This is a genomic window from Phytohabitans sp. LJ34 (assembly GCF_052068095.1).
Taxonomy (GTDB): domain Bacteria; phylum Actinomycetota; class Actinomycetes; order Mycobacteriales; family Micromonosporaceae; genus Phytohabitans.
Genome location: NZ_JBQHDG010000018.1, coordinates 220411 through 234030, shown reverse-complemented (window position 1 = coordinate 234030; position 13620 = coordinate 220411). Strand labels below are relative to the sequence as shown.

The 13620-nt window shown below is 73.0% G+C and carries 13 protein-coding genes; 10 read left to right on the top strand and 3 right to left on the bottom strand.

Going from position 1 to position 13620, the window contains the following annotated elements; translation table 11 throughout:
- Position 1 precedes the first annotated feature (1 nt).
- Genes ACTMTJ_RS30150 through ACTMTJ_RS30140 form a run of 3 tightly spaced genes read right to left on the bottom strand, consistent with a single transcriptional unit; the run spans position 2 to position 5108 of the window.
- Entirely contained in the window at positions 2-2608 is a 2607-nt protein-coding gene (locus ACTMTJ_RS30150; protein ID WP_441221836.1) for an outer membrane protein assembly factor BamB family protein, read from the bottom strand.
- On the bottom strand, positions 2605-3654 hold the full coding sequence (locus ACTMTJ_RS30145; protein WP_441221834.1) for a COG1470 family protein: 1050 nt from the start codon (positions 3652-3654) through the stop codon (positions 2605-2607). Before ACTMTJ_RS30145 ends, ACTMTJ_RS30150 begins: the two co-directional genes overlap by 4 nt.
- Positions 3654-5108 (bottom strand): NlpC/P60 family protein, encoded by a 1455-nt coding sequence (locus tag ACTMTJ_RS30140; protein WP_441221832.1) that lies wholly within the window; start codon positions 5106-5108, stop codon positions 3654-3656. Before ACTMTJ_RS30140 ends, ACTMTJ_RS30145 begins: the two co-directional genes overlap by 1 nt.
- A 226-nt stretch (positions 5109-5334) precedes the next feature.
- Here ACTMTJ_RS30140 and ACTMTJ_RS30135 point away from each other — a divergent pair, with 226 nt between their 5' ends.
- The 10 genes from ACTMTJ_RS30135 to ACTMTJ_RS30090 all read left to right on the top strand — a co-directional run bounded on the left by ACTMTJ_RS30135 (position 5335) and on the right by ACTMTJ_RS30090 (position 13506).
- A complete protein-coding gene (locus ACTMTJ_RS30135) occupies positions 5335-5955 on the top strand; it encodes a response regulator transcription factor (RefSeq protein ID WP_441221830.1) in 621 nt (206 codons plus the stop codon).
- Positions 5956-5966: 11 nt separating this feature from the next.
- Positions 5967-7913: an ATP-binding protein gene (locus ACTMTJ_RS30130; protein WP_441221828.1), complete on the top strand. Its 1947-nt coding sequence runs from the start codon at positions 5967-5969 to the stop codon at positions 7911-7913.
- Complete coding sequence (locus ACTMTJ_RS30125; RefSeq protein WP_441221826.1) at positions 7894-8490, top strand: DUF4255 domain-containing protein; 597 nt, start codon at positions 7894-7896, stop codon at positions 8488-8490. The genes ACTMTJ_RS30130 and ACTMTJ_RS30125 overlap by 20 nt, the downstream gene beginning before the upstream one ends.
- Entirely contained in the window at positions 8474-10078 is a 1605-nt protein-coding gene (locus ACTMTJ_RS30120) for an eCIS core domain-containing protein (RefSeq protein WP_441221824.1), read from the top strand. Before ACTMTJ_RS30125 ends, ACTMTJ_RS30120 begins: the two co-directional genes overlap by 17 nt.
- 67 nt (positions 10079-10145) lie before the next feature.
- Positions 10146-10478, top strand: coding sequence for a hypothetical protein (locus tag ACTMTJ_RS30115; RefSeq protein WP_441221822.1), 333 nt, complete (start codon positions 10146-10148; stop codon positions 10476-10478).
- A 12-nt stretch (positions 10479-10490) separates the two neighbouring features.
- The gene (locus ACTMTJ_RS30110) at positions 10491-12092 is read left to right on the top strand and encodes a phage tail sheath family protein (RefSeq protein WP_441221820.1); all 1602 of its coding nucleotides are present in this window, start codon (positions 10491-10493) and stop codon (positions 12090-12092) included.
- Positions 12093-12103: 11 nt separating this feature from the next.
- The gene (locus ACTMTJ_RS30105; protein ID WP_441221818.1) at positions 12104-12535 is read left to right on the top strand and encodes a phage tail protein; all 432 of its coding nucleotides are present in this window, start codon (positions 12104-12106) and stop codon (positions 12533-12535) included.
- Positions 12532-12888 (top strand): hypothetical protein, encoded by a 357-nt coding sequence (locus tag ACTMTJ_RS30100; protein WP_441221816.1) that lies wholly within the window; start codon positions 12532-12534, stop codon positions 12886-12888. Before ACTMTJ_RS30105 ends, ACTMTJ_RS30100 begins: the two co-directional genes overlap by 4 nt.
- Positions 12885-13055: a DUF6760 family protein gene (locus tag ACTMTJ_RS30095; protein WP_441221886.1), complete on the top strand. Its 171-nt coding sequence runs from the start codon at positions 12885-12887 to the stop codon at positions 13053-13055. The genes ACTMTJ_RS30100 and ACTMTJ_RS30095 overlap by 4 nt, the downstream gene beginning before the upstream one ends.
- Entirely contained in the window at positions 13048-13506 is a 459-nt protein-coding gene (locus ACTMTJ_RS30090) for a phage tail protein (RefSeq protein WP_441221814.1), read from the top strand. The genes ACTMTJ_RS30095 and ACTMTJ_RS30090 overlap by 8 nt, the downstream gene beginning before the upstream one ends.
- Positions 13507-13620 lie beyond the last annotated feature (114 nt).

Below are 13620 nucleotides of genomic sequence, written 5' to 3'. Positions count from 1 at the left end.
GTCAGCCGCCGCCGTCGGGCGGCGGGGAGGCGGCGTCGAGCTCCGGAGACGGCGAAGGGGGCACCGACGGTTCGGTGGGAGGAGGCGTGTCCTCGATCGGGCTTGGCGTGTCGGTCGACCGGCGCGGCGGCTGTGGCTTCTTCGTCTTTCGCGGGGTGACCCTGGTGGGTGAGGGAGACGGCGTCGGCGACGGGGTCGCCGAGGGCGTGGTGATGTCCGGCGCCAGGCCGGGCGGCAGCCGCAGCGCGTACAGGCGGCCGTCGGCGGCGCCGACGTACATGACGCCGGCATCGACCCGCGCCGCGGCGCCGTCGAGGCCGTCGAGCGGCGACACCCATCGCTCGTCACCGGTCGCTGCGTCTAGCGAGTGGATCCGGTCGGCCTGGCTGGTGACGTAGAGGACCCCGTCCGCCAGCACCGGCACCGGACGGCCACCGTCCACGGTGAACCGCCACCGCACGCTGCGGTCGTCGACGTAGAGCGCGCACACGACGCCGTCGGACGCGCCGAAGTAGACGGTGTCGCCGGTGACCAGCGGCGCGGCGGCGACGCCGGCCGTGGTCGTGTAGCTCCACCGCTCGCGTCCGGTCGCGGCGTCCAGCGCGTACAGGCGGCGGCCGGCACTGCCGACGTGCACCAGCCCGCCGGCCACCGCGGGTGCGGAGAGGGCGTCGCGGCCGGCCCGACCCACCCAGCGCTGGTCGCCCCGCGCCGCGTCGATCGCGTGGACCTTGCCGTCTTCGGTGGTCGCGTACACGGTGTCGCCGGAGGCCGTCGGTGCGGTGGCGATCGGGTCGTCGGCCCCGTAGGTCCACCGCCGGCCGCCGCTGAGGCTGAACGCGCGCACCGTTTCGTCGCCGCTGACGTAGAGCGTCTCGCCGGCGAGCGTGGGATTTTGTCCGGCGTCCGCCTTGGACCACCGCCGCCGTCCGTCGCCGGCGCCGATGGCATGGAGCGTCCCGTCCTGGCCGGCCGCGTAGACCACGCCGCCGCGCACCTGCGGCGACGAGGTCACCGGGCTGCCGGTCGGGTATCGCCACAGGCGCTGGCCGGTGGTCCGGTCGATCGCGTGCACGGCGCCGTCCTGGCCGCCGACGTAGACCGCGTTGCCGGCGACCGCGGCGCGGCCGGTGATCGGCTTTCCGGTCGGGTATGCCCACAGCAGGGTCGGCGCCGGGCCGGCGGTCGGTGTCGGGTTTGCCGGCGGCGCGCCGCCCCCACCCGGATCGGCGGAGTCGGGCCAGGCGAGCACGGCCGCCGGCGTCGCGACAAGGACGAGCGCGGCGGCCCCGGCGACCACCCATCGGCCCTTTCCACCGAGGCGAGTGGCCATCCGGCGCATCCGGGCGGCGAGCGCCGACGGCGGCCTCGGCAGGCGTTCGCCGGCATCTGCCCGAGCCGCCACGACGGGCCGGACGGCCGCCGTGGCGACGATCCGCTCGGGCAGGCGAGCGGCCGCTGGCTCGGGCGAAGGCGACGGTGACGATGGCGGTGGCGGTGGCGGCGAGGGTGCGGCCGGTGCCGCGGTCTCCGGGCGGGGCGGCGTAACCGGGCCGGTCGTCGCGGCGGCGCCTAGGGCGATGCTGTGCTCCGGGTGCGGGTCGAGCGTGACCGGCCGGCCGAACTCCGCGCCGAGGAGCTGGCTGACCAGCGGGATGCGCGACGATCCGCCGGCGAGCACGATCGAGCGCAGGTCGCCCGCGGCCACCCCGGCAGACCGCAGCGCGCGGCCGGTGGCGGCCACCGTTTCGGACAGGGCCGGGCCGATCATCGCCTCGAACTCGGAGCGGTTGAGCCGCACGCGCGTGTGCAGGCCGGGCAGCGCGACCTGGATCATCACCTCGGTGTCGAAGGTCAGCGCCTCCTTCGCCTCGGTGCATTCCCGCCGCAGCCGCGCCAGCGCGGCCGTCGCCTCGTCGTCTTCCGGGTCGAGGTCTTCGACCGCGCTGCCGAGCGTGGCGACGACGTGGCCGAAGACCGCCTCGTCGAAGTCGATGCCGCCGAGCTGCTCGATCCCCTCGGGCCGGCCGAGCAGCGCGAACCCGGTCTCGGTCTTGCGCAGCACGGCCGCGTCGAACGTGCCGCCGCCCAGGTCGTACACCGCGACGGTCTCGCCCGGCCGGACCCGCTCGCCGGCGGCGAAGTTGATCGCCGCTGCCTCGGGCTCGGTGCGGTAGGTGACCTCGCCCACGTCGGCCAGGTGGACCGCCTGCTCCAGCAGCTCCCGCTTGAACGGCCCCCAGTTGGCCGGGTGGGTGACGGTGATGGCGGTCGGCGGCCCGTCGTACTGCCCGGCCACGATGTCGAACACCTGCCGCAGCAGCCGGGCGGTCAGCGCGTGGGCGGGGTACGGCGCGCCGCCGACCAGCAGCGGCACCGGATCGCCGATGCGGCGCTTGAACTCGCGGGCCAGCCGCTCCGGCTCCGTCGCGCCACGCCGCTCGGCGGGCTCTCCGACGAGCACTCCGCCGTCGGGCAGCACGAAGACCAGCGAGGGGATCTCCGGCCGGCGGCTGCCCAGCTGGACCGCCTCGACCCGGCCGTCGACCCGGACCGCGGCCGCCGTGTGTGTCGTGCCGAGGTCGACACCCAGCCCGTAACCGGTCATGCGGGCACCACCCGGCACTTCGGCGCCAGGGCGCGGTGCTGGTCGCAGTACGCCTGCGCCGCCGCGTCCGAGGCGAATCCGTCCTGGAGCAGCACCATCAGGCCGTCCGCCCCGTCGGCCAGGTCGGGCGAGCGGGTGCTGTCGACGAGGCGCACCGGCATGCCCGCCGCGGTCAGCCGGGCGAGGGCGGCCTCCGCGTTCGCGGTGCCCTGGCCACCACGCTGGAACGCCTCGACGAACGCGTACGGCGCGCGCACCCGAATCTCCGCCGCCGGGGTGTCCGGAGTGGACTCGCCGCCGGTGAGCCGCGCCCAGCCGCCGAACAGCACGGCGCCGGCGGCGAGCAGCACGAGCAGTGCGGTCAGGCCGGCCGCGGCGGCGCGACCCACCCGCGGCGGCGACTGCCCGGTCTCGTCCACCGTGGCCAGCGCGGGCGCCTCCGGGCCGGCGGTGTCGTCGTGGCAGGACAGCGTCACCACGTACGGGATGGATCCGCCGACGACGAGTGCGGGCGGGCGGGCCTCGACGTGCGCGCTGGCCGAGCCGCCGGGCGGCAGGTCCAGCCTGGCCGGCTCCACCTCGACACGTCCGCCGGCCGGATGCAGGCGCGGCTCGACGCGGATGGTACGGCGGTCGGTGCCGGGGTTGGTCACGCTGAGCGTGAAGTGCGCGGGGCGCCCGTTGGAGGTGCGCCACAGCTTCACCTGGAGCACCTCGGGCGGCGAGAGCAGGACGAGGCCCGTCGCGCGGCCGAGCGCCAGGCCGCCGTCGGCGTCGACGGCCTGGACGGTGAACGGGAGCAACGTGGCCGCGGGCGCCGTGTCGGCGGGTGGACGGAGGGCGAGCGCGACGCTCCGCGTGCCGCCGGCGGGCACCGTCACGACCTGCTCGCCGTCGGTGGACCAGGCACCCGCCCGGCTGCCGGCGACGGAGAGCCGCACCCGGACGTCTGTTGTGGACCGGTTGGCCAGCTCGACCGGCACCCCGGTCTCCGCGCCCGGCCGTAGCTCGACCGGGTGCCGCGGGATCTCGATCCGCACGTCCATCAGCTCACCGGGGCCGGTCCGGCGGGATCGGGCTGTGCTCCTACCCCGCCAAGCGGCGGGTCCGCGGCCAGCGCGCTCAACGGGGTGGACGCCGCGTCGAGCGGGTTGGAGCCGGCCTGCCGCTCCAGGGCGTCGCCGAAGCCGTCGGAGTCGCTGTCGGCCAGCCGCGGGTCGAGGCCCAGCGCCACTTCGAGCGCGTCGTCGAGCCCGTCGCGGTCGGTGTCCACCTGGTCCTGGGCGAGGCTGCCGTCGAGGTGGCCGTCTTCGTCGGTGTCGGGCGAGGTCGGGTCGAGGCCACGGGTCAGCTCGAACGCGTCGTCGAGCAGGTCGCCGTCGGTGTCGGCCCGGTTGGGGTCGGTGCGGCTGGTCACCAGCTCGTAGCCGTCGCTCAGGCCGTCGCCGTCGGTGTCCGCGGCGCGGGTGTCGAGGCCACGCCAGCGCTCGTAGGCGTCGGTGAGCCCGTCTTCGTCGGTGTCGGCGCCGCCGAACTCCGAGGGCGGGGCGGTCGCCACCGGCGCGGCCGTCGCCGCCGCGGCCAGTGGGGTGGCGGTGCCGTCGGAGATGCCCGGGATCACCGCGGCGAACTCGAACCGCTGCTTCGCGTCGAACTCGCCGACGCCCGCGCGCCGGCCCTGCGCCTCGATCGTGCGCCCGTCGCCGAGGCTGATCGCGACGTGCGCGCCCGGCGTGCGGCCGTCACCGGGCCGCGGCTCGCGGTCGAACGAGAAGAGCAGCGCGCCCGGCGTGGTCTTGGCCTGCTCGACCGGGATCAGCATGCCGCGCTCTTTGAGATGGAGGTATTGCGCGGTCGCCCCATCGGGGATCTCCACGCCGGCCTGGTGGGCCGCCCACTGGGTCAGCTCGGAGCAGTCGAACGTGTCCGGGTCGGCGTCGTCGAGGCGGGTCTCGGCGCCGAAGACGTACTGGTCGCCGGCCTGCGCGCGGGCGACCTCGAGAAACCGCTCCAGCGCGCTGTTGCCGGACGGGCCGCCGGCCGCCACCGGAGCTTGCGGCGCTCCGCCGGCCCCGGGACCGTCCGCCCCGCCGGAGAGCGGGTGGCCGTATCCGGGCGTGCCGGTCCACACGCCGCGCCCGGGACCGTCGCCGAACGCGATCGCGGCCTGCTGGGCCGCCTCCCGATGGCGCAGGTAGCGGGCACCCATCCCGCCGTGCGTCACGGTCCACGGTGAGACGTCGGACCCGCCTTGGGCCACCGCGAACGCCGCCTGCGCGTTTTGCAGCGGGTCGTACAGGTTGAAACGGCGCGCCAGGTCGGGGTGGGCGCGCGCGTTGATCTGCCACAGCCCGCGGGAGTCTTCACCGACCGGGTTGTGCGCCTGGCTGTTGCCGTTCGACTCCGCGAGCGCGATGGCGGTCATCGTCGCCGCCTCGTCCGCCGAGAAGCCCGCACGGCGCGCGAAACCGTAGATCTGTTCCGCCGAGTACCTGGGCATGGGATCGACGATAAAGCGCGCCCGCCAGAACCCGAAATAGAAATGATCGTCCGGTTGCCCTTTCGGGCAGATCTTCGTGCAGATCATTTATTGCATGCATGAGATCAATATCTGGTACGACAGGAAAACGACAGAATCGGCTGCCAAAAATCGTTGTCGCGCGTGAATTCGTGGTCGCATCATGGCGTGGGGGGACGACCACTAGACACACCGGGGGGTGGTGCCGGTGGACACCCAAGGACCACCCTCGGTCTGGATCGACAACAGCCACGCGATCGTGCGGCGCGGCATGGCCGCCTGCCTCCAGCAGGCTGGCTTCGTCGTGCGCGGGGAGAGCGTGGGGCTGACGCCTACGCCCGCCATGGCCGGGCTCGATGTGCTGATCTTCGAGTCGGAGGGCAGCGCGCTGCGCCGAGCCGTGCGCCTCGTCGTGGGCCGCCGCACCCGCCTCGTCGCCACGCTTCGCGCCGCCAGCGAGCAGCATGTGCGCGAGATCGTCGACGCCGGGGTCGGCGCGGTGCTGCCGCACGAGACGCTCACTCCGGAGACGCTCGTCACCACCCTGCGCGCGGTCGTGGCCGGCACCGTGATCCTCCCCGGCGACCTGCTGGCCCGGCTGCTCGTCCACGTGCGCCAGCACTCGCAGCTCGGCCCCGCTGAGCTCAGCAGCCGCGAGCGGTCGGTGCTGCGCCTGCTCGCCGACGGCATGGACACCCGCGGCATCGCCGAAGATCTCTGCTTCTCCGAGCGCACCGTCAAAAACGTCGTACACGACCTGCTGACCAAGCTGAACTGCCGGACCCGCGCGCAGGCTGTCGCCCTCGCGACGCGGGAAGGCGTGATCTAGCGGCCGCCCGGATGCCGACCGCCGCCGAGCCGTGGACCGTCCTCGCGGACGTCCTGCTCCAGTGCGAGGCGCTGATCTGCCGGCTGGCCGAGGGGCGGCCGCCGCGCGACTTCGCCGGCCTGTTCGTCGGGCAGGAAGACCTCGACCGCGTCCTCGCCACGCTGCCCGGCCTCGACGGCCCCGAGCCGGAACGCGTGGCCGCCGTTCGCGCGCGGGTGCGCACCGAGGTGGAGCGGGGCCGGAAGGACTTCGCCGACTCGCTGGCCGGTCCGTCAGCGTTCGCCGCGCTGGTCCGGTCGGCCCGGCTCGGCCGCGCCGAGGCCGAGGCGCTGGCCCTGCTCGCCGCCGTGGAGCTGGCGCCGGCCCGGCAGCGACTCGTCGCCTACGTGCAGGACTCCGTGCAGCTGCCCCAGGTCACGCTCGCGACGCTCGCCCGGATCTTCCCCGGCTCCGGCGCCACCCAGGTGGCGCCCGACTCGCGGCTGCGCCGCGCCGAGCTCGTCGAGGTCTCGGCGACCGGTCCGTGGGCCACCCGCACATGTGCGCTGCCCGCCCGTGTCGCCTGGCAGCTCAACGGCGACCGCTCCGCCGACCCCGAGCTGCCGCCCGGCGCGTCGCGGCGCCTCACCGACCACAGTGGAACACCGGCCGGCGGGCTGCTGCTGGTCACCGGCGCCGATCGGGAGAGCCGGCTGCGCGCGGTCGACGAGCGGTGGCCGGGGCGCGGTCGCCTGCTCTGCGCGGTACCCGGAAATGGCGCGGAGTGGGCCGCGACGGTGCGTGAGGCCACGCTCGGAGATCTCGTGGTGGTGCTCGACCTGGCCGCGCCGCTCGACGCGACCGGGCGTGACGCGGTGGCGCGGGCCGACCATCTGGCGTGGGCGCTCTGCTCGCGGCCGGAGCTGCCGCTGGAGTCCGTGCCGCCGCTGCCGTGGCAGGAGGTGCGGGTCGCGAGCGGGGAGGCCGACGACGGCGACTGGCAGCGCGCGCTGGGCCGGGCACCCGACCCCGCGTACCGCCTGGATCGCGACCAGCTGCGGCTCGTGGCAGCGGCAGTCGCCGCCGGCGACGGCGGTCTCGGGCCGGCCGTGCGCCGCCTGGCCGGCGGGCACCTCGACGGCGTCGCGGTCCGGGTACGCCCGCGGCGCACCTGGGACGACCTGATCGTGCCGCCCGACGACGCCCGGCAGCTGCGCGAGCTCGCGGCACGCCACCGGGGCCGCGAGGTCGTGTACGGGCGCTGGCGTTTTCCGCCGCTGCCGTCGACCGGCACGGTCGCGCTCTTCGCCGGACCGTCCGGCACCGGCAAGACGCTCGCCGCCGAGGTCGTCGCCGGCGAGCTGGGCCTCGATCTGTACAAAGTGGATCTCTCGGCGGTGGTCAGCAAGTACATCGGCGAGACCGAAAAGAACCTGGAGCGCATCTTCGGCGCCGCCGCGGCCGGCGACCTGGTGCTGTTCTTCGACGAGGCCGACGCGCTCTTCGGCAAGCGGTCGGAGGTCAGCGACGCGCACGACCGGTACGCGAACATCGAGGTGGCCTACCTGCTTCAACGGCTGGAGACCTACGACGGGCTCGTGGTCCTCGCCACCAACCTCCAGCGCAACATCGACCACGCGTTCCTGCGCCGCATCTCGACCGCCGTCGACTTCGTGCTGCCCGAGGAAGAGCAGCGCCGGGCGATCTGGGCCCGCGCGTTTCCGCCGACGGCGCCGGTCGCCGACCTCGACCTCGACTTCCTGGCCCGGCAGTTCAAGGTCTCCGGCGGCGTCATACACAACGCCGCGCTGAGCGCCGCGTTCCTCGCCGCGGAAGACGGCAGCCCGATCACGATGCGGCACGTCGCGCTCTCGCTCAAGCGCGAGTTCCAGAAGCTCGGCCGGTTGCGCACGGAGGTCGAGTTCGAGCGCTACTTCGACCTGGTGAATCGAGACGCCGATGCTGCACCTGCTCGATGAGTCGCTGGAAGCCTTCCTGCGCGCCACGGTCCCGTTGGCCCAGCGCGAGGTCGACGTCGTCTTCGACGCGCCCGACGGCGACTGGGCCGCCGGCGTCTCCCGGCCCACCGTCGATCTGTATCTCTGGGACGTGCGCCCCAACCTCTCCGAACGGGAGTACGGCGAGGAGGTGGTCGCCCTCGACAACGGCCGCCGCGCCCGGCGCGACCAACTGCCCAGAGTGGACTGTCGCTACCTGGTGACCGCCTGGACCCGCGAGGTCCGCGACGAGCACTCCCTGCTCGGCGACGTGCTGGCGGCACTGCTGCTGCACAAGGTGATCGCACCCGAACACCTGCGCGGCCCGTTCGCCGACGTACGCCCGCTGCCCTCGGTGACGCTGCGCAGCGGCGACGGCAGCGAGAATTCCGACTTCTGGTCGGCGCTGGGCGGCCAGCTCAAGCCCGGCCTGGACCTCGTCGTCACGGCCACCCTGGACGCCACGGCACTGTCGGCGGCCGGCCCGCCGGTCGAGAAGGTACTGCCTTCCGTGGTCGACTCCATCGCGAGGAGAAACGGCGATGCGCCAGCGCATTGAGCTCCTCCCGGAGGAGCTGCTCGCCAAGAAACGGCCCGACGCGCACCGGGCGCCCGCCCCGGCCCTGCCGGCCGGCGTGTCCAACCGCTCGCTCGCCGCGTTCCTGTCCGGTCCGTCGGGCGGGCGGTCCGGCCACCGGCACGTCCTTGCCGGCCTCGGCATCGGGCACGGTGTCGCGGCCGAGACGCCGCGGATCTTCGACGAGCCCAAGTCCTACGACGCCGCGGCCCGCCTCGGCGCGCACGCGTTCTCCTGGCGCGGCGACGTCTACCTCGGCCGCGACCTCGGCCGGCCCGGCGCGCCGAGCCGTGCCGACGCGCTCCGGCACGAGCTGGCCCACGCCGGACAGGCGCGGCGCACCGGCACGCCGGCGTCCACGACGGTCCTGGAACGCGAGGCACACACCGGCGGTACGGCACAGCCCGCCAACCCGGACGTCCCGCTCGGCCTGTGGTGGCTGATCCCGATCGCGGTCGGCGGCTACATCCTGCTGCGGCCGAAGGTCGCCAACGCCCCGGGACCCGGCGACAAGCTGGTCAGCAGCCCGTCCGACGCGCAGATCGTCGGCGAGGCCCTCGCGCTGTTCGCCGTGCCGGGCGGCGTGGCCGGGGCACTCGGGAGGGCCGGCTACGGCGTGGTCACCGCGTACGCCATCGGCGGGGCCGCGTCCACCACATCGTTCCGGGCCGTGCAAGACGTCGGTGAGGGCGAGTTCTCGGGCGTGGAGGCGTACGTCGTGGACGCCACCACGGGCGCGATCATCGGCGTGGTCGCCGGTGGCGTCGTGCGTCTCATCGGCGGCCCAGCGGCGGCTTCGGGTCCGGGCTCGGAGCGGGCGCTGGCGCATTTCACCACCGCCTCCGGTGAAACCGGGATCACGTCGAGCGGTGTGCTGCGCGGCTCCCAGGGGATCTACGCGCTGCCCGAGTCGGCGACCAGCCAGGGCACGGCGGTGCGGGTCCTGCGCACGCTCGTGTCGCCCAGCAACACCCGCGCGTACGTCGGCATACCGAAGGAAGCGTCCGGCCTCTTCACCCAGCCCGTCCCGGTCGGGCCGGTCTCGCTGTACCAGCGGCTGGCCGGCGTCTACCGGGCCCCCGCTGGCTCGATCGAGCTGGCGACCGGCGCCTTCACCCCGTCGGGCAACGCGCTGGCCAACATCACCGGCCAGTTCTGGCCGTACGGCGTGGACGCGATGATCTGGGTCGCCGCGGGCGCCGGCGGCAGCATGGTGTCGCCCGCCAGCGAGGGCGCGTACGACCGAGGGCTGCTCTCGCCCGTCTACGACCTGGTCGGCAACCGCGAGCCACTGCCCGAGACCTCGCGCACCGACGGGCCGTTCATCTTCGTCGACCCTTACGTGGGCGGCGAGGGCACCGCGGACATCATCGTGTCCGACCAGACGTCCGCGCTGGCGTCGCTGGTCATGCCGCCGGCGCCGGGGGAGGCCCTGGTCTGCGAGGCCGAGCAGCCCCCAATGGACGCCAGCGCGCCGCCAGGGCTGATCTTCGTGGTGCCGCTCAGCCACGAGGGCCTCGAGGCCGCCGGCAACGCCACCCTCCCCAACCTCACCACGACGGGCAGGTGAGGCGGTGCACCTTTGGTTGCACCGCTGAGCCTTCCGGGATGGCGGTGCGGGAGCGACGCTCGTACGCGTGACGCGGGTGTTGATGGGGGACTTCGGTGCCCTGCACCGGGTCGGCCTGGAGGACATCCTCCGCGTCGACGGCATCGAGCTGGTGGAGACCACCGCCGCCGATGTGTTGGGCCGGCTCGTCGAGGTGCTGCCCGACGTCGTCGTGCTCGATCTCGACCAGAGTGACACCGCCGAGCTGGTCGCCCGCATCGTGCATCAGTTTCCGAAGGTGAAGGTCCTGGCGTGCTCGTCCGAGCAGCCGATGATGCGCGTCTACCCGCCGTTGCACTACGGCGAGTTCTACCTGACCGATCTCGACCCCGCGCTGCTGACCAGCGCGGTACAGGCCTGACACAGCGAGGAGATGGTGGCCGTGGCCGCGTCGTACGGAGCGCCGGGCGTCTACATCGAGGAGCAGCCAAGTGGCTCGATGCCGATCGAGGGGGTGGGTACGGCGGTCGCCGCGTTCGTGGGCTTCACCGAGCGGTACGACGCCAACGAGGGTGACCCGACCGACCCGACCGGTGTCAAGCCGCAGCTCGTGACGAGCTGGCCGCAGTACGAGCGGGTCTATGGCGGCTTCGTGCGCGGCGCGATGCTCCCGCACTCGGTGCGCGGCTTCTTCGAAAACGGCGGCAGCGCCTGCTACATCGTGCGGATACCCGGCGGCAACGGGAACGGCGGCGACGGGCGCGCGACGCTGCGCCTGCCGGCGGCCGACCGGCCGGAGGTGGAGAGCCTCACGGTGTCGGCGCTCAACCCCGGGACGCGGGTCGAGGTGGAGGTCGTCCCGCCACCGTCGCCGGCCGAGGGGCAGGAGCCGGACGGCAAGCAGGAGTACACGCTGCGGGTCTACCAGGACGGATCGCTGCGGGAGGAGATCGGCGGTCTCTCGTTCGCCGGCAAGAGCCCGCGGGTGCTCGAGCGGACGGTCAACGAGCGGTCCAAGGTGCTGCGGGTGGAGATCTCGCCGGCGCAGGGGGTCTCGCTGGCCGAGCGGGTGCCGGCGCCGGGACGGTACACATTGGAGACGCCGGCGCTGGAGCCGGTGGCCGTCACCCCCGCCGACCTGGAGGGCTCGGTCACCGAGCGGACCGGCTACCAGGGGCTGGCGATCGCGGAGAACGTCACGATGGTGGCGATCCCCGACCTCTGCACGATCGCCGAGGACGAGGAAAAGTACCTCGCCATCCAGAAGCAGATCGTCGACTGGTGCGAGGCCAGCCGGCGGATGGCCATCCTCGACACGCCGCCCGGCCTCAACGCGACGCGGGCGCTGGAGTGGCGTAGCCGCCTCGGCCGGGATTCGGCCTTCGCCGCGCTCTACTACCCCAACCTCGTCGTGACCAACCCGCTCGCCCGACCCGGCGCCACCAACGGCGAGCTGTACCTCACCGTGCCGCCGGTCGGGCACGTGGCCGGCGTGTGGGCTCGCACCGACGCGGCCCGCGGCGTGTGGAAGGCACCGGCCAACGAGGCGCTGCGCGGCATAGTTCGCCTGGAGAACGACGTGACGAGCGGCGAGCAGGACCTGCTCAACCCGGACGGCATCAACTGCATCCGCTCGTTCGGCACGTACGGCACGAAGATCTGGGGTGCCCGTACGCTCGCGAAGACCGACCCCAGTTGGCGCTACGTCAACGTCCGGCGCCTGTTCAACTTCGTCGAGGAGTCCATCCGGCGAGGTACCCAGTGGGCGGTCTTCGAGCCCAACGACTTCGACCTGTGGCAGCGCGTCAAGCGGACCATCAACGCTTTTCTGCGCGGGCTGTGGATGCAGGGCGCGCTCACCGGCGCCACCGCGGACCAGGCCTTCTACGTCCTCTGCGACGAGAGCAACAACCCGCCGTCCTCTGTGGACGAGGGCAAGCTGATCGTCGAGGTCGGCATCGCCCCGGTCAAGCCCGCCGAGTTCGTCATCTTCCGGATCAGCCAGTGGCAGGGCGGTGGCGCGGCCACCGAGTGAGAGGAGCAGTCATGCCGGACCTCATGACCACCTTCAGCTTCGTCTTGGAGATCGACGGAGTGGAGCTGGCCAGCTTCCGCAAGTGCTCGGGCGTCGAGGCGGAGACCGAGACCATCGAGTACAAGGAGGCCACGAAGGACGGAAAGATGATCATCCGGAAAGTGCCGGGTGCGATGAAGTGGAGCGACATCACGCTGGAGCGCCGCATCGACGAGTCGAAGGCGCTTTGGGAGTGGCGCAAGCAGGTGCAGGAAGGCGACGTCGACGCCGCCCGGCGCACCGGCTCCATCGTCATCAAGGACTCGACGCATACGGAGGTCGCCCGCTGGAACTTCGAGGAGGGCTGGCCCTCGAAGTGGACCGGCGCCGAGCTCGACGCGGGGAGCAACGAGATCGCGACCGAAAAGCTCACGATCACGCACGAAGGGCTGAGTCGCGGATGAGCCTGCGCACCGAGTACCCGTTCACCCTGCCGAAGGGCTACGTCGACGAGCACGGCACACTGCACCGCACCGGCACGATGCGGCTGGCGTGCGCGCGCGACGAGATCGAGCCGCTGCGCGACCCCCGGGTCAAGGAAAACGAGGCGTACGCGACGGTCATCGTGCTCGCCCGGGTGGTGACCGAGCTGGGCACGGTGTCGCGGGTGACGACGAAGACGATCGAGTCGCTCTTCGTCAGCGACTTCGGCTACCTCCAGGACCTCTACCGCATCGTCAACTTCCAGGATCCGTCCATCTTGGACACGGTGGAGCCCGGGAACCCTTTCCCGATGGAGTCGGTGGAGGTGGGATAGGGCACTACGCGCACGACGAGCTGTGGCAGGAGATCGCCTACCTCGCGTACCACCTGCACTGGACCTTCGACAGCCTGCTCGACCTCGAGCACGGCGACCGGATCCGGCTGCTCCAGGAGGTCGGCGGTCTCAACGAGCGCGCATGGCAAGGAGTTCAGGGTGGCTGAGGCACGGACAATGGATCCACCGTTCGTGGGCAAGTTCAAGTTCGAGGTGGGCCCGGACCCGATCGGATACTTCACCGAGGTCTCCGGCCTGTCGGTGCAGATCGACGTCGAGGAGCTGGCGGAGGGCGGGCAAAACGCGTACACGCACCGCCTTCTGGGCCGGATGAAGTGGCCCAACCTCGTCTTCAAGCGCGGCCTCACCGACACCGACGCGCTCTTCAAGTGGCTGATGAGGTTTTCCGGTGAGGGCCTGACCGACGCCGGCAACAAGATCCAGCCGCTCGACGGCACGGTCAGCGTCCTCAACGCGCGCGGCGAACCCGTGCGCATCTGGTCCTTCTACGACGCCAAGCCGGTGCGGTGGAGCGGCCCGAAGCTCGCCGCGTCGTCCCGAGAGCTCGCGGTCGAGGAGTTGGAGGTGTGCCACTGTGGCTTCCGTTCCGGCGGCTGAGCCCGGCCGGCGCCGCGGCCTGCGACGCACCGTGGCGACGGCCATCCGCCGGCTGCTCCGGCGTGCGGCGCCATCCCGCCACGAGGCGGGCGTGGTCGCCGCGCTTCCCGTCCG

Bases quoted from the DNA above. Each gene is read 5' to 3' on its own strand.
- ACTMTJ_RS30150 (WP_441221836.1), bottom strand. From the start codon at position 2,608: ATGACCGGTTACGGGCTGGGTGTCGACCTCGGCACGACACACACGGCG.
- ACTMTJ_RS30145 (WP_441221834.1), bottom strand. From the start codon at position 3,654: ATGGACGTGCGGATCGAGATCCCGCGGCACCCGGTCGAGCTACGGCCG.
- ACTMTJ_RS30140 (WP_441221832.1), bottom strand. From the start codon at position 5,108: ATGCCCAGGTACTCGGCGGAACAGATCTACGGTTTCGCGCGCCGTGCG.
- ACTMTJ_RS30130 (WP_441221828.1), top strand. From the start codon at position 5,967: ATGCCGACCGCCGCCGAGCCGTGGACCGTCCTCGCGGACGTCCTGCTC.
- ACTMTJ_RS30125 (WP_441221826.1), top strand. From the start codon at position 7,894: ATGCTGCACCTGCTCGATGAGTCGCTGGAAGCCTTCCTGCGCGCCACG.
- ACTMTJ_RS30120 (WP_441221824.1), top strand. From the start codon at position 8,474: ATGCGCCAGCGCATTGAGCTCCTCCCGGAGGAGCTGCTCGCCAAGAAA.
- ACTMTJ_RS30110 (WP_441221820.1), top strand. From the start codon at position 10,491: ATGGTGGCCGTGGCCGCGTCGTACGGAGCGCCGGGCGTCTACATCGAG.
- ACTMTJ_RS30105 (WP_441221818.1), top strand. From the start codon at position 12,104: ATGCCGGACCTCATGACCACCTTCAGCTTCGTCTTGGAGATCGACGGA.
- ACTMTJ_RS30100 (WP_441221816.1), top strand. From the start codon at position 12,532: ATGAGCCTGCGCACCGAGTACCCGTTCACCCTGCCGAAGGGCTACGTC.